The 26,412-nt window shown below is 39.1% G+C and carries 21 protein-coding genes; 12 read left to right on the top strand and 9 right to left on the bottom strand.

Annotated features, from left to right (window positions below):
- Nucleotides 1–32: 32 nt before the first annotated feature.
- A complete protein-coding gene (locus I6F66_RS16945; protein WP_165729280.1) occupies nt 33–1,919 on the bottom strand; it encodes a transglycosylase SLT domain-containing protein in 1,887 nt (628 codons plus the stop codon).
- 193 nt (nt 1,920–2,112) lie between these two features.
- Here I6F66_RS16945 and fadB point away from each other — a divergent pair, with 193 nt between their 5' ends.
- The 3 genes from fadB (at nt 2,113) to tusA (ending at nt 6,002) form a co-directional block, all read left to right on the top strand.
- Entirely contained in the window at nt 2,113–4,272 is a 2,160-nt protein-coding gene (gene fadB, locus I6F66_RS16950; protein WP_165729279.1) for a fatty acid oxidation complex subunit alpha FadB, read from the top strand.
- A gap of 4 nt (nt 4,273–4,276) precedes the next feature.
- Nucleotides 4,277–5,446, top strand: a complete 1,170-nt coding sequence (gene fadA, locus I6F66_RS16955; protein ID WP_007584192.1) for an acetyl-CoA C-acyltransferase FadA — start codon at nt 4,277–4,279, stop codon at nt 5,444–5,446.
- 316 nt (nt 5,447–5,762) lie between these two features.
- Nucleotides 5,763–6,002 carry a sulfurtransferase TusA gene (tusA, locus tag I6F66_RS16960; protein ID WP_007377644.1) on the top strand — a complete coding sequence of 80 codons (240 nt, stop codon included), beginning with the start codon at nt 5,763–5,765 and terminating at the stop codon, nt 6,000–6,002.
- A gap of 7 nt (nt 6,003–6,009) precedes the next feature.
- Here tusA and I6F66_RS16965 read toward each other — a convergent pair whose 3' ends face one another.
- The 8 genes from I6F66_RS16965 to dnaA form a co-directional block, all read right to left on the bottom strand.
- Nucleotides 6,010–6,705 carry a hypothetical protein gene (locus tag I6F66_RS16965; protein WP_197142508.1) on the bottom strand — a complete coding sequence of 232 codons (696 nt, stop codon included), beginning with the start codon at nt 6,703–6,705 and terminating at the stop codon, nt 6,010–6,012.
- A gap of 66 nt (nt 6,706–6,771) precedes the next feature.
- The gene (locus I6F66_RS16970; protein WP_197142510.1) at nt 6,772–7,221 is read right to left on the bottom strand and encodes a hypothetical protein; all 450 of its coding nucleotides are present in this window, start codon (nt 7,219–7,221) and stop codon (nt 6,772–6,774) included.
- A gap of 75 nt (nt 7,222–7,296) precedes the next feature.
- Nucleotides 7,297–9,366 carry a glycine--tRNA ligase subunit beta gene (gene glyS / locus I6F66_RS16975; protein WP_197161615.1) on the bottom strand — a complete coding sequence of 690 codons (2,070 nt, stop codon included), beginning with the start codon at nt 9,364–9,366 and terminating at the stop codon, nt 7,297–7,299.
- 2 nt (nt 9,367–9,368) lie between these two features.
- Nucleotides 9,369–10,271 carry a glycine--tRNA ligase subunit alpha gene (gene glyQ, locus I6F66_RS16980; RefSeq protein WP_007584197.1) on the bottom strand — a complete coding sequence of 301 codons (903 nt, stop codon included), beginning with the start codon at nt 10,269–10,271 and terminating at the stop codon, nt 9,369–9,371.
- 141 nt (nt 10,272–10,412) lie between these two features.
- Complete coding sequence (gene gyrB, locus I6F66_RS16985) at nt 10,413–12,839, bottom strand: DNA topoisomerase (ATP-hydrolyzing) subunit B (protein WP_197209499.1); 2,427 nt, start codon at nt 12,837–12,839, stop codon at nt 10,413–10,415.
- 12 nt (nt 12,840–12,851) lie between these two features.
- Entirely contained in the window at nt 12,852–13,946 is a 1,095-nt protein-coding gene (gene recF, locus I6F66_RS16990) for a DNA replication/repair protein RecF (protein ID WP_197209500.1), read from the bottom strand.
- A 15-nt stretch (nt 13,947–13,961) separates the two neighbouring features.
- The gene (gene dnaN / locus I6F66_RS16995; RefSeq protein WP_010555149.1) at nt 13,962–15,065 is read right to left on the bottom strand and encodes a DNA polymerase III subunit beta; all 1,104 of its coding nucleotides are present in this window, start codon (nt 15,063–15,065) and stop codon (nt 13,962–13,964) included.
- A 13-nt stretch (nt 15,066–15,078) separates the two neighbouring features.
- Entirely contained in the window at nt 15,079–16,467 is a 1,389-nt protein-coding gene (dnaA, locus tag I6F66_RS17000) for a chromosomal replication initiator protein DnaA (RefSeq protein WP_010555148.1), read from the bottom strand.
- Nucleotides 16,468–16,985: 518 nt separating this feature from the next.
- On the opposite strand from dnaA, the gene rpmH reads away from it, so the two are divergent.
- From rpmH to I6F66_RS17045, 9 genes are all read left to right on the top strand, one after another.
- Nucleotides 16,986–17,120 carry a 50S ribosomal protein L34 gene (gene rpmH, locus I6F66_RS17005; RefSeq protein ID WP_004335215.1) on the top strand — a complete coding sequence of 45 codons (135 nt, stop codon included), beginning with the start codon at nt 16,986–16,988 and terminating at the stop codon, nt 17,118–17,120.
- A 7-nt stretch (nt 17,121–17,127) separates the two neighbouring features.
- Nucleotides 17,128–17,550 (top strand): ribonuclease P protein component, encoded by a 423-nt coding sequence (gene rnpA / locus I6F66_RS17010; RefSeq protein ID WP_007377653.1) that lies wholly within the window; start codon nt 17,128–17,130, stop codon nt 17,548–17,550.
- A gap of 129 nt (nt 17,551–17,679) precedes the next feature.
- Complete coding sequence (yidD, locus tag I6F66_RS17015) at nt 17,680–17,955, top strand: membrane protein insertion efficiency factor YidD (RefSeq protein ID WP_197209501.1); 276 nt, start codon at nt 17,680–17,682, stop codon at nt 17,953–17,955.
- 8 nt (nt 17,956–17,963) lie between these two features.
- Complete coding sequence (yidC, locus tag I6F66_RS17020; protein WP_165729273.1) at nt 17,964–19,601, top strand: membrane protein insertase YidC; 1,638 nt, start codon at nt 17,964–17,966, stop codon at nt 19,599–19,601.
- A gap of 135 nt (nt 19,602–19,736) precedes the next feature.
- Nucleotides 19,737–21,101: a tRNA uridine-5-carboxymethylaminomethyl(34) synthesis GTPase MnmE gene (mnmE, locus tag I6F66_RS17025; protein ID WP_007584209.1), complete on the top strand. Its 1,365-nt coding sequence runs from the start codon at nt 19,737–19,739 to the stop codon at nt 21,099–21,101.
- A gap of 1,106 nt (nt 21,102–22,207) precedes the next feature.
- The gene (gene mioC / locus I6F66_RS17030; protein ID WP_024591277.1) at nt 22,208–22,657 is read left to right on the top strand and encodes an FMN-binding protein MioC; all 450 of its coding nucleotides are present in this window, start codon (nt 22,208–22,210) and stop codon (nt 22,655–22,657) included.
- A 428-nt stretch (nt 22,658–23,085) separates the two neighbouring features.
- Complete coding sequence (mnmG, locus tag I6F66_RS17035; protein WP_010555145.1) at nt 23,086–24,975, top strand: tRNA uridine-5-carboxymethylaminomethyl(34) synthesis enzyme MnmG; 1,890 nt, start codon at nt 23,086–23,088, stop codon at nt 24,973–24,975.
- Between the two features lie 15 nt (nt 24,976–24,990).
- Nucleotides 24,991–25,611: a 16S rRNA (guanine(527)-N(7))-methyltransferase RsmG gene (gene rsmG, locus I6F66_RS17040; protein WP_007585988.1), complete on the top strand. Its 621-nt coding sequence runs from the start codon at nt 24,991–24,993 to the stop codon at nt 25,609–25,611.
- Nucleotides 25,612–25,625: 14 nt separating this feature from the next.
- Nucleotides 25,626–26,411, top strand: a complete 786-nt coding sequence (locus tag I6F66_RS17045) for a ParA family protein (protein WP_004335235.1) — start codon at nt 25,626–25,628, stop codon at nt 26,409–26,411.
- The last annotated feature ends 1 nt before the right edge of the window (nt 26,412 follow it).

Below are 26,412 nucleotides of genomic sequence, written 5' to 3' on the forward strand. Positions count from 1 at the left end.
TGTTAAGTTATTGGTCGATTGGTATCATATATTCAACCGCCCATTTTCATTTCGAGTAGCGGCGCTAATACATTACCTTCTCGGCCCATTCTTGTATGGTAAACCTGTCTGTACGCAAATACATTTTTTACGTAATCACGGGTTTCGCGATACGGAATAAGCTCTACCCATAACTCAGCCGGAATAGCGTCATCAGGTAACCAACGCTTTATACGGTGATAACCCGCATTATAAGAAGCTGTTGCCAGCACTTCATTGCCATGGTTTTTCTTTTTTAAGTATTGTAAGTAACTCGTACCCAACCTAATATTTGTTTTAGGTTGATATAAACGACTACTTGTCACACTGCCTTTATTTACATACTCAGCAGTACTAGGTAATAACTGCATTAAACCACGTGCATTAGCATGCGAGCGTGCATCTGGCGCAAAAGAGCTTTCGCGCCTTGCAATAGCAATACTCCAGGCAACATCTATTTTGCTACGTTTACTGTAGCGCTCAAATACATCTTGGAAAGCAAACGGAAAGCGTTGCTCTACGTTATCCCACGCTTTAATTTTTGCTAAAGTAAAAATAGTGCTGTCGTGCCAACCTAAATCGGTAGATAACTGTGATGCTGCTAGCTTTTCTTCATCGCTAGACGTATCCGTTAAATAATTCCACTCACGGCGCGCCGACGTAAAGCGCTCAATATCGTAAAGTGCTTTTGCGCGCTTATAACCTGGTGCATTCCTTACTTTATCTACAAGTACCTTATCAACAGCTAAAGGTTGATTATTTAAATCAACAGGTAAACCCAAACGCGCAGCTGCTAAAAAGCCGTAATAATCACGATTAGCCGCTACGGTTTTCCAAATGTCGTCGGCTTTTTGTTGCTCACCACGTTTTGCATAGCTGTAAGCTAACCAATATTGTTGGCCAAGGCTTAAGTTTTCTTTACCTGTAAAAAACGCAGCGATACCTTCCCAATCTTGGGTTTTGAGCATATTGCCCAGTTGCCATTGAATAAGCTTGCTGTCTAGTCGCTCTTTTGGCACTTTATTTAGCCAAAAGCTCGCTTGTTTATGCCCGCTTGAAGCAAGCGACAATGCAAAAGTGTAATACACACCCGCTTTTTCCTCATCACTGTACTTAAATATTTTTTCTAACTTTTCCCACGCCTTCAAAGCAAGCTCTTTATCGCGCCATATTAAACGCTTAACACCATAAAGTGCTATTTGGCCTTCTTTAGCTGACTTATTTTTATATCTATATAATCCAGCTGCAGCGCTTGGATCTTTACGTACTTTTAAATATAAATCTGCTAAGTAGCTTTCATTTTTAGGTAACAGCGTTTTTAAATAAGGTAGTAAGCTTTGCGTACCGCCATCAGCGGCAAGTGTAACGCGCTTCCAAACGGTTTCTTCTTTCATGTAGCCTTTTTTACGCCACTGTGAAAATAAACTATCGCACTCATTTGGCTGCGACTTACCCACAGCCCATAGGTCGGTTACCTGATTAAATATTGCTTTTTCAGGTGCGCCCAAATCAAGCTGAAAATCTAAATAAGTACAGGTAAGCCCAGTATTAGACGTTTCACGGTAATTACGAATATAAGCTGCTTTTTTATTTTTCTTTTTTAAATACTCTAACCATGCTTTACGTACCGGCCACTCAAGCGGAGTATGTTGATATATGTTTAAATAGTCTTCTATCTCTGCTTGATACTTAATATTTGGATGGCGCTGCCAATATGTTTTTTCAACGTAAGGTTTCAACGGATGATTTAAGCCACTAACCGCTTCTTTAAAGTCTTGGTAGCTTCCGTACCTTACTTTTTTTTCGGCATCTAAAAATGCCTCGTTATCGATACTTGCCTCGGCAGAATAAAGAGGGAAAATGAATGCAGCTGCCGCAACACTTAATAAATATTTTTTCATAATGTCCTTTAATAAAAAATTAAAGTAGTGAATAAAAACTTTTCAACCACCTTAGCACCAAACCAGCTATATTTTAACCAGTCGATTGTAACCGAGTTAAATTTTTCGTTGCATTTTTAATTTAAAGCAAGCACACTGATTGAAATGCAAACTCATCGTACCAGTCTTAGTTCGTCAACTAGGGAGAATAATAATGTTATATAAAAGCGATTCCTTTGAAGTTAGCTTCCTAAAGGAAAGCATCGCCGAGTTTAAGTTTTGTGTTGCAGGTTCTGTAAACACATTATCTCAAAAAACTCTTTCAGATTGCGCGGCAGCATTAAAAGAATTAGCCGCTAATACTGATATCAAAGGCATGATTTTTACCAGTGATAAAGAGCACTTTATTATTGGTGCCGATATCTTCGAATTTTTACCAACGTTTACTAAACCAGAAGCAGAATTAGTAACGTGGATCAAAAATGCAACAGACGTTTTTGATGCAATCGAAGATTTACCATTCCCAACCCTAACCGCTATAAACGGTATGGCACTTGGCGGTGGTTGTGAGTGGGCACTTGCTACCGATTATCGTATAGCAAGCGAAACAGCTAAAATGGGCCTACCAGAAGTTAAGCTTGGCATAATGCCAGGGTTCGGTGGCACAGTGCGCTTACCACGTATCATTGGCGCCGATAACGCAATGATGTGGATTACCTCTGGCGCAGAAAATCGCGCAGCAGATGCCCTTAAAGTAGGTGCGTTTGACGCGGTAGTTAGTACTGACAAACTTTTAGAGTCAAGTGTATCAACGCTTGAACTTGCGATTGCTGGCAAGCTAGATTGGCAAGCAAAACGTAACGTAAAACTACAGCCACTTAAATTAAACCGTGTTGAGCAAGGCATGAGCTTTGCTATGGCAGAAGGTATGGTAATGGGTAAAACCAAAGGCCACTATCCTGCACCGGTTATGGCTGTACGTACTATTAAAGCAGCGGCAAACTGTACTCGCGATGAAGCAATGGCAATCGAAAATGCCAACTTTGCTAAATTAGCACGTACACCAGAAGCAGCAGCTCAAACAGGTATATTCCTAGCTGACCAATACATTAAAGGTAAAGCACGTAAATTTGCTAAGCACAGCGATGTAGAAATTAAACAAGCAGCTGTATTAGGTGCAGGTATTATGGGCGGCGGTATTGCATACCAGTCTGCTTATAAAGGCACACCTATTATAATGAAAGACATCCAACAAGATGCGCTTGATTTAGGTATGGGTGAAGCGTCTAAGTTATTAGGTGCAAAAGTTAAGCGTGGCCACATGCCAATGGAAAAAATGTTGGCAACTCTTAGCAAAATCAAACCAACACTTAACGATTCAGACCTACAAAGCGCCAACATTATTGTTGAAGCCGTTGTAGAAAACCCTAAAGTTAAGCAAGCAGTACTCGCTGATCTTGAAAAGAACATGCCAGAAGGCACTGTACTTACTTCAAACACATCGACTATTTGTATTGATTTACTAGCACAAGCGCTAGATAAGCCAGAAAACTTCTGTGGTATGCACTTTTTCAATCCAGTGCCAAAAATGCCATTAGTAGAAATTATTCGTGGTGCTAAGACCTCAGATAAAACAATTAATGCAGTAGTTGATTACGCGCTTAAATTAGGTAAATCACCAATTGTTGTTAACGATTGCCCAGGCTTTTTTGTAAACCGTGTTTTATTCCCTTACTTTGCAGGTTTTAGCAAATTAGTGGTTGAAGGCGCTAACTTTGCAAAAGTAGATAAAGTAATGGAAAACGTATTTGGCTGGCCTATGGGTCCGGCTTACTTACTTGATGTTGTAGGTATTGATACAGCGTTCCATTGTACTGGCGTAATGGCTGACGGTTTCCCTGAGCGTATGGCTCGTGCTGATAAAGACCCTGTGACTATTTTTGCCAACGAAAAACGTTTTGGTCAAAAGAACAAAGCCGGTTTTTACAAATACGAAACAGATCGTCGCGGTCGTCTTAAAAAGTCTCATGACGAGACAGCAGTTGAGCTATTAAGCCCAATTACAGACGCACCAAAAGAATTTGATAAACAAGAAATCATCGACCGTTGTATGATTCCAATGATTAACGAAGTGCTACTGTGTTTGCAAGAAGGCATTGTTGCCTCTCCGCAAGAAGCAGATATGGCATTAGTTTATGGTGTTGGTTTCCCTCCATTTAGAGGCGGCGCGTTCCGTTACTTAGATCAAACTGGTTTAGCTAACTTTGTTGCAGCAGCAGACAAATACGCTCACCTAGGTGCGATTTACCAAGTATCTGAGCAAACTCGCAAGTGGGCCGAAGAAGGTCGTGTTTTCTATAAGGTGGAAGGTTAATATCATGAATAATCCAGTAATTGTAGATTGTATCCGCACACCAATGGGTCGCTCTAAAAGTGGCGTATTCAAACATAAACGTGCTGAAGACTTAAGCGCACATTTAATGAAAGGCTTACTTGATCGCAACCCAGCAGTTGATCCAGCATCAATTGACGATATTTATTGGGGTTGTGTACAACAAACATTAGAGCAAGGCTTTAACGTAGCACGTAACGCAGCATTACTTGCCGGTATCCCACACAGCGTACCTGCTGTAACGGTTAACCGTTTATGTGGCTCGTCAATGCAAGCATTGCATGACGCTGCACGCGCAATAATGACCGGCGCTGGCGACACTTACCTAATTGGTGGTGTTGAGCACATGGGTCACGTACCTATGACTCACGGCAACGACTTTCACCCAGGCTTAGCAACAACGATTGCACAAGCATCGGGCTCAATGGGTTTAACAGCAGAATACCTTGCAACGCTTCATGGCATTAGCCGTGAGCAACAAGATGAATTTGCTTACCGTTCACATCAACGTGCACAAGCGGCAACTGTTGAAGGCCGTTTTCGTCGCGAAATTTTAGCAATGGAAGGTCACGCAGCAGATGGTTCGCTTATATTAGTTGAAGACGACGAAGTAATTCGCCCAGAAACAACAGTAGAAGGCCTATCAAAACTTCGCCCTGTATTTAATCCTGCATCGGGTACGGTAACAGCCGGTACGTCTTCTGCACTTTCTGACGGCGCATCTGCAATGTTAGTAATGAGCGAAGAAAAAGCTAAAGAACTTGGCTTACCAATTCGTGCGCGTATTAAAGCAATGGCAGTCGCTGGTTGCGATCCATCAATTATGGGTTACGGCCCAGTACCAGCAAGTAAAAAAGCACTTGCTCAAGCCGGTATTACAATTGATGACCTAGGCGTAGTAGAACTTAACGAAGCCTTTGCAGCACAATCATTACCTGTAATGAAAGATTTAGGGTTAATGGATGTTGTTGACGAAAAAGTGAATTTAAATGGCGGCGCAATCGCACTTGGTCACCCTCTGGGTTGTTCGGGTTCGCGTATTAGCACATCGCTTATTCACTTAATGGAAGACAAAAATGTACGATACGGTTTAGCAACTATGTGTATTGGTTTAGGCCAAGGCATTGCCACTGTATTTGAACGTGTTCAAGACTAATTAGTTTTAAACATGTAAAACCATCTTGGTGATTAAAAAGGCGGACTGATTTTATTCAGTTCGCCTTTTTTATTAGCTTTAATTAAGTGAAAACGACCCTTTATCAAACAAGCATGTAACAGCGTAATTATGTGATCGGGCGTATTATTAAATAAAGTCTTTTGCAGCAATAAAGTTTCAAATAATATGGGCATATTAAGATAAGTAAAATAGTTAAATTACACTTAAAATTGCGTTAAACTCCCAAACTTATTAATTGCTATACCTAAGCACTCGCGTACACAGCAATCACTTTAATTAAACAGGTCAATTTATTATGAGCTTTGATAACCCCGATCACCAATTAGATGCCATAGGCCTTCGCTGTCCAGAGCCAGTAATGATGGTACGCGCTGCTATTCGTAAAATGAGTGATGGTGAAACGTTATTAATAACTGCTGATGACCCATCAACAACTCGCGACATTCCGAGCTTTTGTACGTTTATGGATCACACGCTGGTGGCTAAAGATGCAGAAGAAGCACCTTATAGGTATGTGGTGAAGAAAGGGCTTTAAGTTATATTTAACTATTCTCAAGTTGTATTTTTAAACAATCCTTAGTCTTTTTAAATATTTCTGTATCTAAAATATGTTCTTTATTTTCCTTATCAATATGAATTGCGCTGACGTCAATACCCATATCAGTATCACGGGGCATATTGTGAATCATTTTTATATGACGGCTTAGAAGATCTAAGTTACCTTTTATTTCATTATTTTTTATATGCGAGAAATAATAACTATATTCACTTAGTATCAGTAAGCGGTCTCTAGTTAAGTTAAATAGGTAGGATATTTCTCGCTCCCATTTATTCATTTGAATACCATATTTTTTAGTATTGTCATCGTCAATATTAAAATTTATTTTATAATTACAGTAATATTTTCTTGCATCAACTTGCAGTTTAACTAACTCTTCTAAAGCGTCTATATTCGCTAAAGCTTTATATAACTTTTCTCTAAAAAGCTTATTATCATAATCTTTTTTCCATTTTGGAATTGAGTAAAATGCATAAAGGGCAGCACAACCGCCTGCTATACTCCCTAAACTTGCTAAGAAGTTTAAAACATTATTCATAATATTACCTAAGCTATACTCATTAAGTAGCAACCAAATCAAAATAATTAAGAATATTAGCAATGCTATTGATAAACCAGCGGTTTCAATTAGTAATAGCTTGCTATATCTATTCACTGTTTTGTTATTACTATTCTTCATTCAACGTCCTTGTCGCAAATCTATAAGCTCACTCGGGCAGCTAAAAACTGACGACTTTTAGCTTAGCTATTTTTTAGTTATCGTCACTTTCGGCTCATCATAGTCACTGTAATCAATGCTTACTATGTAGGTGCCTTTTATCGCTGGCGTGTAGCTAAAGTAGTTATAAATAGTATTACAGTCTGCAATAGCTGGCTGGCCGAGTGTTAGTTTTTGCCCTGCTGGTTGTGCGTCGCTGTAACCACAGTTGTAACCTTCACTAAAATCGGCATCGGCTATTTTAAATTCGTACACTTTACCAGGCGTCGAAAATTTCACTTCTGCTTGATAAAGCGCAGGGCCAACTGGTGCAAACTGATACTGGGGTTCTGCATCCCACAGTGTAAAGTCGCCACGTAAGTAAATTGTGCGGTCAAGCTCTTGCTGTGGTAATACATCGTTAATCGAAATTTGGCTTGTACAGGCAGTAAGTAAACCAGCAATTGCTAAGGTTAAAATTCGTTTCATAGAAATCATCAATGGGGTTTCCTTTGCATACAGTGAAAACTAAAAAGCCAGCAAAACGCTGGCTTTTAAAATTGCTAATCGGTGTTATTTTTGTAAAACAGAAATATCTGCAATACCTAAAAACAATCCGCTTAACTGGCTTAGCAGCGCAAGACGATTTTGCTTAACAGCTTCATCGTCGGCCATAACCATTACGTTGTCAAAAAAGTTATCAACACTTTCGCGAATACCTGCCAATTGGCTTAATGCTTCTTGGTAGTTTCCATCTGCGTAAAGTGGTGCAAGGTCAGTGGCAAATTTTGCTACTTGTGATGCTAATACTTTTTCAGCGTCGTCGCTTAATAAGCTCTCATCAACACTACCTTGGCTGGTAATGTCGTTTTTAGCCAGAATATTACCTACACGCTTATTAGCTGCTGCAAGCGCTTCTGCTGCGTCTAATGTACGGAAGTGGCTCACAGCTTTAACACGGCGATCAAAATCAACAGGTTTAGTCGGACGACGTGCAAGCACTGCTTGAATTACGTCTACTTCAATACCTTCGTCTTGATACCAAGCACGGAAGCGCCCTAGCATAAATTCAAATACATCAGCTGATACATTTAAGTTAGTTAACTTGTCGCCAAACAATGTTTGCGATTTAGCTACTAGGTCTAAAATATCAAGTGGTAGTTCTTTTTCTACCATAATGCGAAGTGCACCAATAGCAGCACGACGAAGAGCAAATGGGTCTTTGTCACCTTTAGGTGCTTGGCCTATACCAAAAATACCCACCAGCGTGTCAAACTTATCAGCAATCGCTACTGCGCAGCTAATTAAATTTGTAGGTAAGTTGTCGCCTGCAAAGCGTGGCATGTACTGCTCGTTTTGCGCTATGGCTACATCCTCGGCTTCACCGTCATGGCGAGCGTAATGCATTCCCATTACACCTTGCACGTCGGTAAATTCCATTACCATTTCAGTCATTAAGTCTGTTTTACTTAATAGACCAGCGCGCTCTGCTAGTACTTTATCAGCACCTAATTGCTCAGCAATATAACCTGCAAGCTCACTAATACGCGCAGACTTATCTTTAAGCGTACCAAGTTGCTTTTGGAACAATACGCTATCAAGCGATTCTAGTCGGCTTTCTAGAGTTTTCTTTTTATCTGTTTCAAAGAAAAACTGTGCATCAGCTAAACGTGGGCGTACTACTTTTTCGTTACCAGAAATAACGACGCTTGGATCTTTACTTTCGATGTTAGATACAAACAAAAACTTATTTAAAAGTTTGCCGTTTTGATCTAATAACGGGAAATATTTTTGATCGTCTTTCATGGTGTAAATTAACGCTTCGGCTGGTACATCTAAAAATGCTTCTTCAAATGTTGCCGTTAAAGTAACTGGCCACTCTACAAGTGATGTTACTTCTTCTAGTAAATCTTCATCCATTGCAACAACAGCGTTAACTGCTTTTGCAGCCTCTTCTATTTGCGTACGAATTTGTGCTTTACGCTGTTCGTAATCGGCAATAACGTAAGCCGATTTAAGTACGTCAAAAACGTCGTCTGCATGGTTAATACTAATTTTTTCTGGGTGATGAAAACGATGACCTTGAAGCTGGTTAGTTATTTTCTTACCAAGGATCTCGCCTTCAAGTAGCTCATCACCAAATAAAATAGTGACTGTATGCACAGGACGAATAAATTGTGTTTTATTCGCGCCCCAACGCATTGGCTTAGGAATTGGTAATTTAGCTAACGCTTTAGTAATTGCACCTGTCATTAGCGATTTGGTTTCTTGCCCTGCTACTTTAGCAATGTGCAATAACCATGCGCCTTTATCAGTCTCAAGTGTTTGTGCATCTTTTACTTCAATACCACAACCACGTGCCCAACCCATTGCTGCTTTTGTTGGATTACCGTCACCGTCAAATGCGGCTTTAGTAGCTGGACCACGTTTTTCAACTTCTTTGTCTTGTTGCTTAGCTTCAAGCGCTTTTACTTGTAAACCTAAACGACGAGGCGATGCATACCAGCTTACGCCTTGGTGTGCTAACTCTAATGTTTCTAGCTCTGCAGTTAAGTTTGCAGCAAAGGCTTCTGCTAATTTACGCAGTGCTTTTGGTGGCAACTCTTCTGTGCCAATTTCTACTAATAAATTTTGTGCTGACATACTTACTTATCCTTACACAGCGGGAAACCAAGCGCTTCGCGTTTATCATAGTAACTTTGTGCACACGCTTTTGATAACGCACGAACGCGTAAAATATAACGTTGACGTTCGGTTACCGAAATTGCGTGGCGTGCGTCTAGTAAGTTAAATGCGTGCGATGCTTTCATTACTTGCTCGTAAGCCGGTAGTGGTAAGTTTGCTTCAATTAACTTTTGGCTCTCTGCTTCACATTTATCAAACTGAGCAAATAAGTCTTCTACGTTTGCGTGTTCAAAATTGTAAGTAGACTGCTCTACTTCATTTTGATGAAACACGTCGCCGTAGGTTACGCGCCCTAGTGGACCGTCTGCCCATACTAAGTCGTAAATACTATCTACGCCTTGAATGTACATTGCTAAACGCTCTAAGCCGTAAGTGATCTCACCCGTTACTGGTGAACACTCAATACCGCCAACTTGCTGAAAGTAGGTAAACTGCGTTACTTCCATGCCGTTTAACCAAATTTCCCAACCTAAGCCCCAGGCACCTAATGTAGGTGATTCCCAGTTGTCTTCTACAAAGCGAACTTCGTGAGTTAGTGTATCGATACCCATAGCCGCTAAAGAGCCTAAATAAAGCTCTTGGATGTTATCTGGTGATGGCTTTAAAACTACTTGAAACTGGTAGTAGTGTTGTAAGCGATTGGGATTTTCACCGTAGCGGCCATCGGTAGGACGACGACACGGTTGCACGTATGCACTCGCCATTGGCTCTGGACCAATAGACTTTAAAAAAGTTTGCGGGTGAAATGTCCCTGCCCCCACTTCCATATCAAGTGGTTGAATAATGACACAGCCTTGCTGCGCCCAATAATCCTGTAAAGCCAGGATCAAACCTTGAAAGGTTTTTACGTCATATTTTTGCATATTTGGCTTTTACTATCTAAGAAGTAGCGTGAAAATTACCCTTAGTATACCGTGTGTACACTCAGGTTTTAAGCAGTTTGTGTAATTGAAGAAAATAAAAAAGGAGCCATTAGGCTCCTTTTTCTATGTAAGCAATATTTTTTACACGTCTAAGTTAACTACACGTAGTGCGTTCTTTTCAATAAACTCACGACGAGGCTCTACTTGGTCACCCATTAAGGTCGCAAATAATTGATCCGCGCCAACAGCATCTTCGATCGTTACTTGTAACATACGGCGAGCACTAGGATCCATTGTGGTCTCCCAAAGCTGGCTTGGGTTCATTTCGCCCAGTCCTTTATAGCGTTGAATATAGATCCCGCGCTTCGATTCTGTGATCAACCATTCCAAAGCATCCACAAAGTTATCAACAGGTTTTGTTTTCTCACCACGTTGAATATATGCACCTTCGCTAAGGATGTTTGCGATGTTAGTACCAGTCACAGCAATGCGTTGGTAGTCACGTGACGCAATAAAGTCATAATGAAGTACGTGTGCTTTATCTACACCGTGCTGACGAATATTCACAACCGGGTAATACATATTACGCTCAGCATCATGCTCTGTACCAGCATGGAAAATAGTCGCATCTTCATCACGTGCAATCAGGTTGTCAACCAACACTTTAGTCCAAGCAATTACTTTAGCTTCATCTGAAAGGTCATCAGTTTTCAATTCTGTTTGATAAATTAAACGCTCCATTACCGTGTTAGGGTATTTACGCTTTAAACGCTCAATTACTTTAACTGTGTTTTGATAATCGTGAACGATTTCTTCTAGTGCTTCACCTTCAAGAGCAGGTGCATCTGTACTTGCATACAACGCTGCACCATTAAGAGCAAGCGATGTTAGGTATTCAACTAATGCAGGGTCATCTTTAATATAACGCTCTTGCTTACCTTTTTTCACTTTATAAAGTGGTGGTTGAGCAATGTAAATATAGCCGCGCTCTACAATTTCAGGCATTTGGCGATAGAAGAATGTTAATAGTAACGTACGAATGTGAGAACCATCCACGTCCGCATCGGTCATGATTATAATGCGATGGTAACGTAATTTCTCAGGATTATATTCGTCACGACCAATACCACACCCTAATGCAGTAATTAGTGTTGCTACTTCTTGCGAAGATAACATTTTATCAAAACGTGCTTTTTCTACGTTTAAGATTTTACCTTTAAGCGGAAGAATAGCTTGGTTTTTACGGTTACGTCCCTGCTTGGCTGATCCGCCAGCAGAGTCCCCTTCCACTATGTATAGTTCAGATTGGGCTGGATCTTTTTCTTGGCAATCAGCTAGCTTACCAGGTAAGCCTGCTAAGTCCATTGCACCTTTACGACGTGTCATTTCACGGGCTTTACGCGCCGCTTCACGAGCACGTGAGGCATCAATAATCTTACCTACAACAATTTTGGCATCAGTTGGGTTTTCTAATAAAAACTCAGTGAATTTTTCAGCCATTGCTTGTTCAACTGCAGACTTAACTTCACTTGAAACTAGCTTATCTTTAGTTTGTGATGAGAACTTAGGATCAGGAACTTTAACACTAACAACAGCCGTTAAGCCTTCACGGGCATCATCACCGGTAGCATTGCTGGTTGTTTTAGCTTTTTTGTTAAAGCCTTCTTTTTCCATATAGTTATTAAGTGTACGTGTTAGCGCTGATCTAAAACCGGCTAAGTGAGTACCACCATCACGTTGTGGAATATTATTGGTAAAACAGTAAATATTTTCTTGGTATGCATCATTCCACTGCATTGATACTTCAACGCTAATACCATCTTCTTCACGCTCGTGAGTAAAATGGAATACACCTTTATGTATAGGTGTTTTATTACGGTTTAAGTATTCAACGAAAGCTTGAATACCGCCTTCGTATTTAAAGTGGTCAGATTTATTTTCTTCACGTTCATCATTTAAAATGATGCTCACACCTGAATTTAGGAATGAAAGCTCGCGTAAACGCTTAGCTAAAATTTCGTAATGAAAATCTAAGTTTGTGAATGTTTCACCACTTGGCCAAAAGCGTAGTTCTGTACCAGTCGTGTCAGAGTCGCCAATAACAGCTAGAGGTGCATCTGGAACACCCATAGTGTAAAACTGCTCATGAAGTTTACCTTCACGGCGAACTGTAAGTTTTAGTTTTTCTGAAAGTGCATTTACAACAGAAACACCAACACCGTGTAAGCCACCTGATACTTTATAAGAGTTATCATCAAACTTACCACCAGCATGAAGTACCGTCATAATAACTTCGGCTGCTGATACGCCTTCTTCTTCATGAATAGAAGTTGGGATACCACGACCGTTATCTCGTACTGAGACAGAACCGTCTAAGTGAATCGTTACGTAAATATCATCACAATGACCTGCTAAGGCTTCATCGATCGAGTTATCAACGACCTCAAACACCATGTGGTGTAAGCCTGTGCCATCATCGGTGTCCCCAATATACATTCCAGGACGCTTTCTTACTGCGTCTAATCCTTTAAGTACTTTAATACTCGACGAGTCATAATTCTCAGACATGGTTAATCCCACTTATCTTGTTATTAGGTTGCCATGTTTCACGTGGAACATTTGTAGTTCTCGTTGCATGGGTTCCACCACAGCAGAAATACTTTCAGACAAAATTGAAGAGATAAAAATTTGAGAACTACAGTGAGCAAGTAATTGACCCACTTTCTCTTTTGTATCTTCGCCTAACTCTGAAGGTAGATCATCTATTAGCAATATAGATTGCTTATCTGTCTCTGACTCAATTAAGCTATTTTGCGTAACTTTTAACGCATACAATAGTAACTTTAATTGACCGCGTGAGAACGTATTCTCTACACTGTTGCCAGCGACACTAAAACTAAAATCAGCCTTATGAGGGCCTTTACTTGTAAACCCTTGGCGAGCATCTCGCTCAAAGTTTTGCTCTAACGCATCTGCAAGAGATTCGGTCTCTTTCCAACCTGCGTTAAAGGTCATTTCTAAATCACGTACAAGCGTTAATTCTGCACACATTTTATCAAAAAATTGCTGCTTAAACCTACTTATATACGCCAATCTTAATTTATTTATTTCTTCAGCCAGTCTAACAAATTCTTTGTCCCAAAACTTAATTTGGTCAAAATAATTCTTGGGCTTAGTTTTTAACAATGCATTACGTTGTTTAAGTACTTTATTGAACGATTGCCATAAAAAAAAGAACTCATGTTCCACGTGGAACAAACCTAAATCTAAAAATTTTCTGCGCTCTTTAGGCCCACCAAAAAATAAAGAATAGCTCTCTGGTGTAATAATTTGCACTGGCATGAGTTGAGCTAGTTCGGATATTTTACGGCTCGCCTTACCTTTAATTTTTAAATTAGTTTCACCCGTTTGGGTTTTACTAATACCAATTGGAATAGATAAGTCGTGTATTGTTTTGCGCCCGTGAATTACAAACTGCTCTTGCTGATGCGCGATAATACTTTTGTGTTTTGGAGTACGAAAAGATTTGCCGTGAGAAAGGTAATAGATAGCCTCTAAAAGGCTGGTTTTTCCGCTGCCGTTTTCACCATATATTATATTAACGCCGTTAACTGGTTCTAGCGTCAGCGCCTCAATATTACGAAAATATTTGAGGCTCAAATGACTTAAGCTCATTATGTATTTATAGTCTTATAAACGCATAGGCATAACAACGTACATTGCTTCTTCATCGCCTGCACCTTCAATTAATGCACTGCTGTTTGAGTCGGCTAATGTAAATAGTACGTCTTCTGTTTTTAATGTGTTTAGTACGTCTAATACGTAAGACACGTTAAACCCTATTTCTAGGTCAGCACCTTCGTAACTTACTTCAACAACTTCTTCAGCTTGTTCTTGCTCTGGGTTGTTGGCCGTAATTTTTAATAAACCATTTGACAAGTTTAAGCGTACGCCACGAAACTTTTCATTAGATAAAATAGACACTCGTTGGAACGCATTACGTAACCATTCTCGGTTAGCTGTAATTACTTTGTCGCCACCACGGGGTAATACACGACGGTAATCTGGAAAACGCCCATCAACCAGTTTACTTGTAAATGTAAACTCAATATCAATAATACGGATATGGTTAGCACCAAACTGAATTGTTACCAATTCATCGTCAGCTACCATAAGGCGCATAATTTCTTGCACACCTTTGCGAGGTATAATTAATTGACGCTGAGTATTAAGCGATTGCGTTAATTGCTTTTGCGCTATAGCTAAACGGTGACCATCTGTTGCTACTGTTTTTATATCGGTATTATCTACTTCAAACGACATACCATTTAAGTAATAACGTACGTCTTGATTTGCCATCGAAAAATGCGTGCTTTCGAGTAACTTACGAAGCTCTAAACGAGTTAGTTGAAATTCAACCTCTCCGTCCCACTCTTCTAAATTAGGAAAATCATCAGCCGATAAAGTCGTTAATGAAAAACGGCTTTTACCACTGGTTAAAAGTAATTGATGCTCTTGCAAGCTTAAAGTAATGTCTGAACCATCTGGTAGACTTTTACAAATATCGAGTAACTTTTTAGCGGGTAACGTTAGTTTTGTATCGGCAATATCATCACCTACAAATACGCCAGAAACTAATTCAATTTCAAGGTCAGTACCCGTCATTGAAAGTTGTCCGTTTTCTACCACTAACAAAACGTTAGATAAAATTGGCAACGTGTGTTTGCGCTCTATTGCGCCCGAAACTTGCACCAATGGCTTTAAAAATTGTTGTCTTGATATTGTTATTTGCATAATAAAGTCAGCCCTAAGATGACAATGTTCTTATTAAATTTTGGTAATCTTCTTTAATTTCGTGGCTTTCGTCACGTAGTGATTTTATCTTACGACATGCATGTAATACGGTCGTATGATCGCGTCCACCAAATGCGTCACCAATCTCAGGTAAGCTGTGATTAGTTAATTCTTTAGATAACGCCATAGCTACTTGGCGCGGCCTCGCTATAGAGCGGCTGCGGCGCTTAGATAACAGGTCTGATATACGAATTCGATAGTACTCAGCAACAGTGCGCTGAATATTGTCTATGGTAACCAGTTTATCTTGCAAGGCAAGTAAATCGCGTAGCGCTTCTTTTACAAAATCGATTGAAATAGGACGACCGGTAAAGTTCGCATTAGCGATTACACGGTTAAGTGCACCCTCTAGCTCACGAACATTTGAACGTAATTTTTTGGCAATAAAAAAAGCAACTTCGTGTGGTAAGTTAATCTTACTTTGCTGGGCTTTTTTCATTAAAATAGCAACGCGTGTTTCAAGCTCTGGTGGCTCAATCGCAATTGTTAATCCCCAACCAAAACGTGATTTAAGCCTGTCTTCAACGCCTTCAATCTCTTTAGGGTAACGGTCAGAGGTTAAAATAATTTGTTGGTTACCTTCGAGCAATGCATTAAAGGTATGAAAAAACTCTTCTTGTGAACGCTCTTTGTTAGCAAAAAATTGAATATCATCAATCATTAATGCATCAACACTGCGGTAATAACGCTTAAATTCTTCTATCGCATTATTTTGAAGTGCCTTTACCATGTCTTGAACAAAGCGTTCTGAATGCATGTAAACAATTTTAGCATCTGGCTTATTTGCCATAATGCCATTACCTACCGCATGTAATAAGTGAGTTTTACCTAAACCAGTGCCACCGTATATAAATACAGGGTTAAAAGCAGAGCCAGGATTGTCGGCAACCTGTGTGGCCGCAGCTTTTGCTAATTGGTTTGATTTACCTTCAACAAAGCTATCAAAAGTATAGTTTTCTTTAATGTTAGATTTGTAACCTGACTTAGGTGCAGGTTCAACAACTGGCTTTTGCTCGCGAGGCTGTTGTTTTGCTGAAGCGTGTGCACTTGGTGCCGATTGAGTTTCTATAACCGGTGCAGCTTGTGCATTTAATAAAGGTTTACTACCTACATCAAAACGTAGTTTTGGGGCTTCAACACCACAAATTTCTACTAGTAATTCGTTAATTCTATTTAGGTACTTTTCTCTCACCCAATCAAGCACAAAGCGATTAGGTGCATAAATCGTCAAGGTATCTTCGGTACTTTCTGCTTGTAGCGGTCTTACCCACATACTGAATTGCTGCGAAGGCAGCTCATCTTGCAATACATATAAACAACTTTGCCAAACCGACAGATACACAGTTAAACTCCCAGAGATATAATTTTTATTCCCGCACATCATTAATGATTATAAATCATACATTTATTGCGTTCAAATGGTCCAATAAGCGACCCAAGACCCCGTATTATGAAGACACTTTATCCACAAGTAAAAGATTGATTTTTATAAAATTGTTGATATCGATGTATAAAACCATTAACAAACTGATTTAAAACAGTTTTTATTTTAGATCCTGAGAGGAGATCATAACAAAATAACACCAAGATCGCGAACCAAATTTACGATCTAATTTACTTTTCCCCCGCTTTTATTCACTTTTTATACAGGGGCTGTGGAAAACTTCTTATTTATGATGATCCTAACAGATCGCCTTATATGATCTCTTATATAGTAGTAGGTGGGTTATATACCCTTAACGTAATTATGATTGACTTTACATTACTTACTCTATAATATCTCGCGCTCGCAATGGCACCTATGCCAGGATCGCGACCTGTATAGGATGTTTTAACTTTAACCGATCGGATGAGATTGTTATGAAAAGAACTTTTCAACCTAGCGTTTTAAAACGCAAACGTGCACACGGCTTCCGTGCTCGCATGGCAACTGTAAATGGCCGTAAAGTATTAGCACGTCGCCGCGCTAAAGGCCGCAAAGTTCTTTCTGCTTAATTTATAAGTGGAAGACTTTAGCTTTGGCAGGGAGTTACGTCTGTTAACTCCCTCGCATTACTCTCGCATATTTAATGAACCCGCTCGGGCTGCAACTCCTTTCTTTACTCTATTAGCTAAACCAAATGACCAAGATAAACCTCGGTTAGGTCTTACTGTTGCTAAAAAACGTGTAAAAAAGGCATGCCAACGCAACCGTATTAAACGTCTCGCTCGCGAAAGTTTTCGTTTAAATCAACACAGCATCGATAATATTGATATTGTGCTTATGGTTAAAAATGGTATTGATGAGCAGTCTAATGAAGAAATAACCAAACAACTTACTAAATTATGGCGAAAAATTAACGAACGCTGTAAACCAGGTGCACCTAAACCGCCACCTTTTAAGAAACGCCCAAACAAATCAGCTAAATCTAACAAACAAACCTAATTGCAATAGAATTGCAGGGTTAATTAATGTATCTTTAGCTCACCTTTTAATCATGCATTTAAATTTTCTAATTGAGTCTTTAAATACATGATATCTATCTCACTAAACTTAAGTAGGGGCATAAACATCATGAGGTTACTTAAACCACTTGTTGCTTTACCAACTTTTTGTTTAGTGTTATTTATCCGCGGTTATCAAAAGTGGATTAGCCCGCTGTTAGGTCCGCATTGTCGTTTTAATCCAACCTGTTCTAGTTATGCTATTCAAGCAATTAAATTGCATGGATCGGTAAAAGGTAGTTGGTTAGCTTTAAAACGCATATTAAAATGCCATCCTTTACATTCAGGTGGAGAAGACCCCGTCCCTGAAAAATTAACCCATATTAACCACCAACACGAGAAATAAGAGCTGTTATGGAATCGCAACGCACGTTTTTATTAATTGGCCTAATGCTAGTGTCGTTTTTATTGTTCCAAGAATGGGATAATGATTACAACAAGCCTAAAGTCGATCCAAGTGCCACAACACAAACACTACAAGCAAATTCACCAGAGTCAGATGATTATATTCCTTCATCGTCAGATTCAGGTTTACCCGCTTCAGCAACTTTAGCTAAACGTTCTGTAATTAATATCACTACTGACGTTTTTAAAGTTAAAATTGACACCAAAGGCGGTGATATTGTTGAAGCAGATCTTCTTCAGTATGAAGATACCAAAGGTAGCGACACACCTTATATGCTTCTTGGTGAGCTTATTGAAGGTAGACAATACTTTTCACAAAGTGGCTTAATTGGCTTAAATGGCCCTGATGCATCAGCTAATGGTCGCCCTACTTATAGTACCGAACAAAAAACATATACCTTAACGGGTGATGAGCTTCGCGTTCCACTTCAGTTTACTGATAGTAATGGTGTTAACTTTACTAAGACGTACGTATTCAAAAAAGGTCAATATGATGTTGGTTTAGAATACAAAGTTAACAATACAACAAGCACACCACTTCAAGTACAGCTATACACGCAAATTAAGCGTACCGTACAAGAAAAAGGCAGCATGGTTGACCAAAACTATTTAGGTGCTGCATACGGTACTGATGAAGAACCTTACGAAAAGTATAGTTTTTCTGATATGGCTGACAAAAACCTAAATAAAAGTACACAAGGTGGTTATGTTGCCTTTATTCAGCATTACTTTGTAAGTGCTTGGGTTCCAATGCAAGATCAATCAAATACAATTTATAGCTTAATTACAAAAAGTAATGCCGCTATTATTGGTGCTAAAGACCCTGCTGTAAATATTCAAGCTGGTAGTGAGCAAATACTAACTGCTACTTATTATATGGGCCCGAAAGAGTCAGATATTCTTGAAGCTATTCACCCAGACCTAGACCTAACTGTAGATTACGGTTGGTTATGGTTTATTTCGCAACCTTTATTTGTATTGCTAAAATGGCTACACAGCATTTTAGGTAACTGGGGTGTAGCAATTATTGCCATCACTATTATCGTAAAATCGTTAATGTACCCACTTACTAAAGCGCAATACACTTCAATGGCAAAAATGCGTGCCCTACAGCCTAAAATGGCAGCCCTTAAAGAAAAGTTTGGTGATGACCGTCAAAAGTTCGGCCAAGCAACAATGGAAATGTACAAAAAAGAAAAAGTTAACCCAATGGGTGGCTGTTTCCCTATTTTGCTACAAATGCCAATTTTCTTAGCCTTGTTCTACGTATTCTTAGAGTCTACTGAACTTCGCCATGCTGAATTCATTTTTTGGTTAACTGACCTTTCTGCACAAGACCCGTACTACGTACTACCAATATTATTTGGTGCGAGTATGTTTGTGACGCAAAAGCTACAACCTATGACGGTTACTGATCCAATGCAGCAAAAAATGATGACCTTTATGCCGGTTATCTTCTCTGTATTCTTCTTATGGTTCCCATCTGGTTTAGTTCTTTACTGGTTAGTGTCTAACCTTATTTCTATTGTCCAGATGTTAATCATCTACCGTGGCATGGAAAAGAAAGGAATTAAAGTAAGAGGCTAACTAAGCTCCTACTTATATAAAGGCGACTTCGGTCGCCTTTTTTATTGCCTGTTTTTCACCACAGCTATTCGCTACAAATAAATCGATAGGTTACAATACGGGCATAAAGTTACTCATCGTTGGCAAATTAATAGCATGATCAATCAAGATACAATTGCAGCACAAGCAACAGCACCTGGACGTGGTGGTGTTGGTATTATTCGCGTTTCAGGTAGCCTTGCTAAAAGTGTCGCCGAAAAAGTAGTAGGTAAAATACCTAAAGTTCGCTACGCCGATTATGTACCATTTAAAAGCCTTGCTGGCGAGCAACTTGATCAAGGTATTGCCATTTACTTTGCAGGTCCTAACTCATTTACTGGTGAAGACGTACTTGAATTACAAGGCCACGGCGGTCCTGTAGTACTGGATATGTTACTTAAAGAAATTAGTAAAATAGAGGGCGTTCGTTTAGCAAAGCCCGGTGAGTTCTCAGAGCGCGCATTTATGAATGACAAGCTTGATTTAACACAAGCAGAAGCTATCGCCGACTTAATTAATGCCACTAGCGAGCAAGCCGCTAAAAGCGCCCTACAGTCTCTCCAAGGTGAATTTTCTAAGCACATAGAAACACTCGTAGAAAAAGTAATTCACTTACGTATGTATGTAGAAGCGGCAATAGATTTTCCTGATGAAGAAATTGATTTTTTATCAGATGGTAAAGTGTCAGGCGACTTAGACGCGATTATTACTCAGCTTAACACTGTAACCAACCAAGCCAAGCAAGGCAGTATCATGCGCGAAGGTATGCGTGTTGTTATTGCAGGTCGCCCTAATGCGGGTAAATCAAGCCTGCTTAACGCTCTAGCCGGTCGTGAAGCCGCAATCGTAACAGAAATAGCCGGTACCACTCGCGACGTACTACGAGAGCATATACATATAGATGGTATGCCACTGCATATTATAGATACCGCAGGCCTTCGTGAAAGCCCTGACCGCGTAGAACAAATAGGTATTGAGCGTGCATGGGATGAAATAAACCAAGCCGACCGCGTTTTATTTATGCTTGATGGCACTGATACTATAGATACTGACCCGCACAAAATTTGGCCTGAATTTATGGCAAAATTACCAGAAGGTATGGGGGTTACGGTCATCAGAAATAAAGCTGATTTATCGGGCGACATAGTCGGCATGGAGCAAGAACAACAATACCCGGTTATCAGCTTAAGTGCTAAAAACGCTGACGGCATTGAACTTGTACGCGAGCATTTAAAAGCCTGTATAGGCTTTCAAGGTGCAACAGAAGGTGGCTTTATGGCGCGCCGTCGTCATTTGGATGCACTAGAAAGTGCTGCGTATCATTTAGAAACGGGTAAAACACAGTTAGAAATGCACATTGCTGGTGAAATACTCGCTGAAGAACTGCGTTTAACACAGCAGTATTTGAATGAAATAACCGGTGAATTTACCTCAGACGACTTACTTGGCAAAATATTTAGCTCGTTTTGTATTGGTAAATAAACACCTTATTACAGATATATTTTTATTATAAGAGCACTTAGATGCTCTTTTTTTATGTAAAATATTCTGCTGTAAAATATGTATTTATACACCTGATGCCTGCAAATTACTGCCAATAAAATCATATCCAAAACTACCTTTGTTACGTGCTAAGAGAGGTCCGATTATATAGAGTAGGCAATACTGAGAGTGCTTATTGGGGGAATTAATAGCACAAATTACACCTATTATTAAGACTAAAACCAATGCCTTTTCAAACAACCGCACGCTTTAATAGCGTTATATGTCATACAAAAAGTAGTTATAAATGGCTTCCTTATACTTACTTTAGCTCACAAAAATGCACTAAAACACACCTCATACACGCAAAAGATGATGCTATTCGCTCAATTAAAGAGCTAAAAAACACTGATTAGTACTCTAAAAAGCTTACTTTTGACAACATATAATTTGATGATCACTGTGATTTTTAAATAAAATAACTCAACTGCTAAGTATTCAAAACTTTTTATCTGCTTACTCCACCAGCAAAATTAATAAAAATAGCAGCTCTAAATTCGCATAAAATTAAAAATACCGAGATCACTTATCCACAATACCTAATTTTCAGCTCAAATAAATACCAAAGCTAGGTAAATCAGTCGCAAAAACCTCATGATCAATTGTAATTTATCTATTTATGAACTTATTTTTAATTAATTTCATTAGATCTGCTTTATTAGATCATTTTTAAAAATTATTTTCGATCTAAATTTAAGGTTATCAACAGGCTTTATATCCACATTATGATCAACATGTATTTTTAATTGAGATATTTACAATTTAATTTTTTACTGACAAGTAATATCAATAACTTAGCGAATATAAAACAACCTAAAAAAACAGTTTAAGCAGAGCTTTCCCCACTGTTATCAACAACTTGATCAGAAGATTACATTTAAAGATAATTTGTTAAACACTATATTATCAACAACTTAAAGACACAATTTTGAATGAGTGTAAAATTACCGCAAAAATAGTTATACAAAAAAGCACTCTTAACTTTACTGTTATCCTCACTCAGTTATCATAGGCGGCAATTAAAACCAATGTGATCACTAATATTCATGAGTTCAGTAAATCTTATTGTCGGCAGCCAAATGGGATCAGCCGAGTATGTTGCAGAGCAATTAAGCGACGCGCTTAATAACCTTGGTATTACTACGCAACTACATGATCAACCTGAATTTAGCGATATTGATCAGCAAAATACCATTTGGTTAATCTGCACATCAACTTATGGTGCAGGTGATTACCCTGAAAATCTTATTAGTTTTGTTGAAGATGTAACTCAAGCAGATGATTTATCTGAATTAAAATATTCAGTAATCGCTTTAGGCGACACTAGTTATGACACTTATAACCTAGCAGGACGTAATATAGATGCCTTATTAACTCAAAAAGGCGCTATAAAAGTAGCAGAACGTTTAGAGCTTAATATTCTCGATGAAGCACTACCAGAAGACACTGCATTAACATGGTTAGACTCTTGGATAGCTCAAACAGGCATAAAATAGATAGATCAAGTAAAAAGTTATATATAAAGTTACCCACAATTTACTAATAATTTAATAGGTTTTGTGGATAAAGATTGAATAAACTGCGTTTTAAAGCATGCTTATCCATTGGATAAGATCCAACTGATTCAACCCTGTGCATAAAGCGCCTTTTTGATCAGAGCTTATTTGCTGGATGATCCGATCATATTAACACCTTTAGATCTGATCTAATTTCATGTTTTAAATGAAGATCTAAACCTTATCAACAGAAAAGTCGATCAGTAGTAGTAATAGTAATAAAAGATCTCTTTAAAAGATCCTTTATATTATTAGAGATCACATACTTAGATCTTGCCCTTTGTTTAATCATTTATCTTCTGCCAATTTCTAGGTAGAATACGCTCCCTTTTGAAGTTTACCGGTTTGATTTAAGTAGGATCCCATTAATGATTTTTCACGAAAATTTTGACGTTATCGTAGTAGGTGGTGGACATGCTGGCACTGAAGCCGCATTAGCAGCTGCCCGTATGGGGATGAATACCCTGCTACTGACTCACAATATGGATACCCTTGGTCAAATGTCTTGCAACCCAGCAATTGGTGGGATTGGCAAAGGTCATTTGGTAAAAGAGATCGACGCTCTTGGTGGTGCAATGGCACAAGCCATTGATAAAGGCGGGATCCAATTTCGTACACTAAATTCTTCAAAAGGACCTGCTGTTCGTGCTACTCGAGCACAAGCAGATCGCGCTTTGTACAAAGCGGCTATTCAAACAACATTACAAAACCAAGATAACCTTAAGATTTTTCAACAATCATGTGATGATCTTATTGTTGAAAACGATCGTGTTACTGGCGTAGTAACTCAAATGGGTTTACGTTTTAGTGCACCAAGTGTTGTTTTAACCGTGGGTACTTTTTTAGGCGGCTTAATTCATATTGGTTTAGAAAATTATAAAGGCGGTCGTGCAGGCGATCCTCCTTCAATCGCTTTAGCTGATCGCTTACGTGAACATCCATTTAGAGTTGATCGTTTAAAAACAGGTACACCTCCACGTATTGATGCACGTACTGTTGATTTTACAAAAATGGAAGCACAGCCAGGTGATACACCAACTCCTGTGTTTTCGTTTATGGGTAAACAATCAGATCACCCACAACAGATACCGTGTTACATAACTTACACAAACGAAAAAACACATGATGTTATTCGTAAAAACTTACATCGCTCACCTATGTACTCAGGTGTTATTGAAGGTATTGGTCCACGATACTGCCCTTCAATTGAAGATAAAATTGTTCGTTTTGCAGATAAAGATAAACATCAAATATTTGTTGAGCCTGAAGGTTTAACATCATACGAATTATACCCAAATGGTATTTCGACTAGTTTACCGTTTGATGTACAACTTGAAATTGTGCAATCGATTACAGGTTTTGAAAATGCACATATTTGTCGACCTGGTTACGCAATTGAATATGATTACTTTGATCCACGTGATTTAAAACAATCTTTAGAAACTAAATTTATTGAAGGTTTATTTTTTGCGGGTCAAATTAACGGTACAACTGGTTATGAAGAAGCGGGTGCACAAGGCTTAATTGCAGGTATGAATGCTGCACTAAAAGTACAAGGCAAAGATTCTTGGACACCACGTCGTGATGAAGCTTACGTTGGTGTATTAATCGACGACTTAGCAACACTGGGTACAAAAGAACCATACCGCATGTTTACCAGTCGTGCCGAATACCGTTTATTACTTCGTGAAGATAATGCTGATATTCGTTTAACTGAAAAAGGCCGTGAACTAGGTTTAGTTAATGACGAACGCTGGCAGGCATTTAACGAAAAAATGGAAGTAATCGAAAAAGAGAAGCAACGCATTAAAGATACGTGGATTCATAAAGATCACGCCGTTGTAGAACAAGTAAATGCATTACTGAAAACACCGCTTACACGTGAAGCAAGTTTAGAAGAATTACTTCGTCGCCCAGAGATTCGTTATAACGATCTTATGGCTATAGAAGGATTAGGATCTGAATTTACAAACAAAGCGGCACTTGAACAAGTTGAGATCCATACTAAGTACGCAGGTTATATTGCGCGTCAACAAGATGAGATCAACAAACAGCTTCGTCATGAGCAAACAATTTTACCAAAAGAGTTTGATTATAAAACCGTATCTGGTTTGTCAAATGAGGTAGTTGCCAAGCTTATTGAGTCGCGTCCTGACACTATTGGTCAAGCATCGCGTATTTCTGGTATCACCCCAGCGGCGATTTCGCTATTATTAGTGTATCTGAAGAAGCAAGGCTTATTACGCAAATCCGCGTAACGGTAAGGGTACATAGTGTTACAGCAACAATTAACTACATTGTTAGCGCAAACTGATATTGCGCTAACAGAAAAACAACAGCAACAGCTAGTTCGTTACGTCGAGTTATTGAATAAGTGGAATAAGGCTTATAACTTAACCTCAGTACGCTTACCTGAAGAAATGATGATTAAGCATATTATGGATAGCTTAGTTGTTGCGCCTCACTTACCCGGTCATCATTATATTGATGTTGGAACGGGTCCTGGATTACCGGGTATCGTATTAGCAATTGCATTACCTAATACACATTTTGTGTTATTAGATAGCTTAGGTAAACGTGTACGATTTTTAATGCATGTTAAACATGAGCTTGGTCTTGATAATGTAACCCCGGTTCAGTCAAGAGTTGAAGAATATCAACCAAGTGTTAAATTAGACGGCGTACTAAGTCGTGCTTTTGCTTCATTACAAGATATGGTTGACTGGTGTTCGCACTTAATCGATCATTCGGGTAAATTTATAGCACTTAAAGGCGTGTTCCCTAGCGAAGAGCTAGAGTCACTACCTGCAGGCGTTAAGTTTGAGCAAAAAATTGCATTAGAAGTACCTAATTTAGATGCACAACGACATTTAATTATTCTTTCTAAAGACTAGGGATCAGAGACACCGTGGCAAAAGTCATCGCATTAGCAAATCAAAAAGGTGGAGTGGGTAAAACTACAACCGCTGTTAACCTCGCTGCGTCTATGGCTGCAACGAAACGTAAAGTGCTGTTAATTGATCTCGATCCGCAAGGTAATGCGACTATGGGGAGTGGCGTAGATAAGTATGGCGACGTGCCAACTATTTACGACTTACTTATTGAAGATAAACCTATAGAAGACGTTATCATCAAAGAAACGTCTGGTGAATACCATATGATTGCTGCAAACGGTGATGTTACCGCTGCAGAAGTTAAATTGATGGAATTATTTGCCCGTGAAGTGCGTTTACGTAACGCACTTGAAAAAATTCAGGACCAGTACGAATTTATTTTTATCGACTGTCCGCCCTCTCTAAATATGTTAACTGTTAACGCAATGGCCGCAGCTGATTCTATTTTAGTGCCAATGCAGTGTGAGTATTATGCACTTGAAGGGTTAACCGCATTAATGGATACGATTACGCAGCTTGCTAAGTTAGTGAATCCTAGCTTACAAATTGAAGGTATACTTCGTACTATGTACGACCCGCGTAACCGTTTGGCAAATGATGTATCAGAACAATTAAAACAACATTTTGGCGATAAGGTATACCGTACGGTGATCCCGCGTAATGTTCGTTTAGCGGAGGCACCTAGTTTTGGTACTCCTGCTATGTACTATGACCGGGCATCAAGTGGTGCTAAAGCATATTTAGCACTCGCTGGTGAAATGTTACGCAGAAAAGAAAAAACAGCGTCCGTTGTCGCCTAAC

The sequence above is a fragment of the Pseudoalteromonas sp. NZS100_1 genome (genome assembly GCF_015864285.1).
Taxonomy (GTDB): Bacteria; Pseudomonadota; Gammaproteobacteria; order Enterobacterales; family Alteromonadaceae; genus Pseudoalteromonas; species Pseudoalteromonas arctica.

Excerpts from the sequence above, each read along its gene's own strand:
- I6F66_RS16945 (WP_165729280.1), bottom strand. The coding sequence starts at position 1,919 with ATGAAAAAATATTTATTAAGTGTTGCGGCAGCTGCATTCATTTTCCCT.
- fadB (WP_165729279.1), top strand. The coding sequence starts at position 2,113 with ATGTTATATAAAAGCGATTCCTTTGAAGTTAGCTTCCTAAAGGAAAGC.
- fadA (WP_007584192.1), top strand. The coding sequence starts at position 4,277 with ATGAATAATCCAGTAATTGTAGATTGTATCCGCACACCAATGGGTCGC.
- tusA (WP_007377644.1), top strand. The coding sequence starts at position 5,763 with ATGAGCTTTGATAACCCCGATCACCAATTAGATGCCATAGGCCTTCGC.
- I6F66_RS16965 (WP_197142508.1), bottom strand. The coding sequence starts at position 6,705 with ATGAAGAATAGTAATAACAAAACAGTGAATAGATATAGCAAGCTATTA.
- I6F66_RS16970 (WP_197142510.1), bottom strand. The coding sequence starts at position 7,221 with ATGATTTCTATGAAACGAATTTTAACCTTAGCAATTGCTGGTTTACTT.
- glyS (WP_197161615.1), bottom strand. The coding sequence starts at position 9,366 with ATGTCAGCACAAAATTTATTAGTAGAAATTGGCACAGAAGAGTTGCCA.
- glyQ (WP_007584197.1), bottom strand. The coding sequence starts at position 10,271 with ATGCAAAAATATGACGTAAAAACCTTTCAAGGTTTGATCCTGGCTTTA.
- gyrB (WP_197209499.1), bottom strand. The coding sequence starts at position 12,839 with ATGTCTGAGAATTATGACTCGTCGAGTATTAAAGTACTTAAAGGATTA.
- recF (WP_197209500.1), bottom strand. The coding sequence starts at position 13,946 with ATGAGCTTAAGTCATTTGAGCCTCAAATATTTTCGTAATATTGAGGCG.
- dnaN (WP_010555149.1), bottom strand. The coding sequence starts at position 15,065 with ATGCAAATAACAATATCAAGACAACAATTTTTAAAGCCATTGGTGCAA.
- rpmH (WP_004335215.1), top strand. The coding sequence starts at position 16,986 with ATGAAAAGAACTTTTCAACCTAGCGTTTTAAAACGCAAACGTGCACAC.
- yidD (WP_197209501.1), top strand. The coding sequence starts at position 17,680 with ATGAGGTTACTTAAACCACTTGTTGCTTTACCAACTTTTTGTTTAGTG.
- yidC (WP_165729273.1), top strand. The coding sequence starts at position 17,964 with ATGGAATCGCAACGCACGTTTTTATTAATTGGCCTAATGCTAGTGTCG.
- mnmE (WP_007584209.1), top strand. The coding sequence starts at position 19,737 with ATGATCAATCAAGATACAATTGCAGCACAAGCAACAGCACCTGGACGT.
- mioC (WP_024591277.1), top strand. The coding sequence starts at position 22,208 with ATGAGTTCAGTAAATCTTATTGTCGGCAGCCAAATGGGATCAGCCGAG.
- mnmG (WP_010555145.1), top strand. The coding sequence starts at position 23,086 with ATGATTTTTCACGAAAATTTTGACGTTATCGTAGTAGGTGGTGGACAT.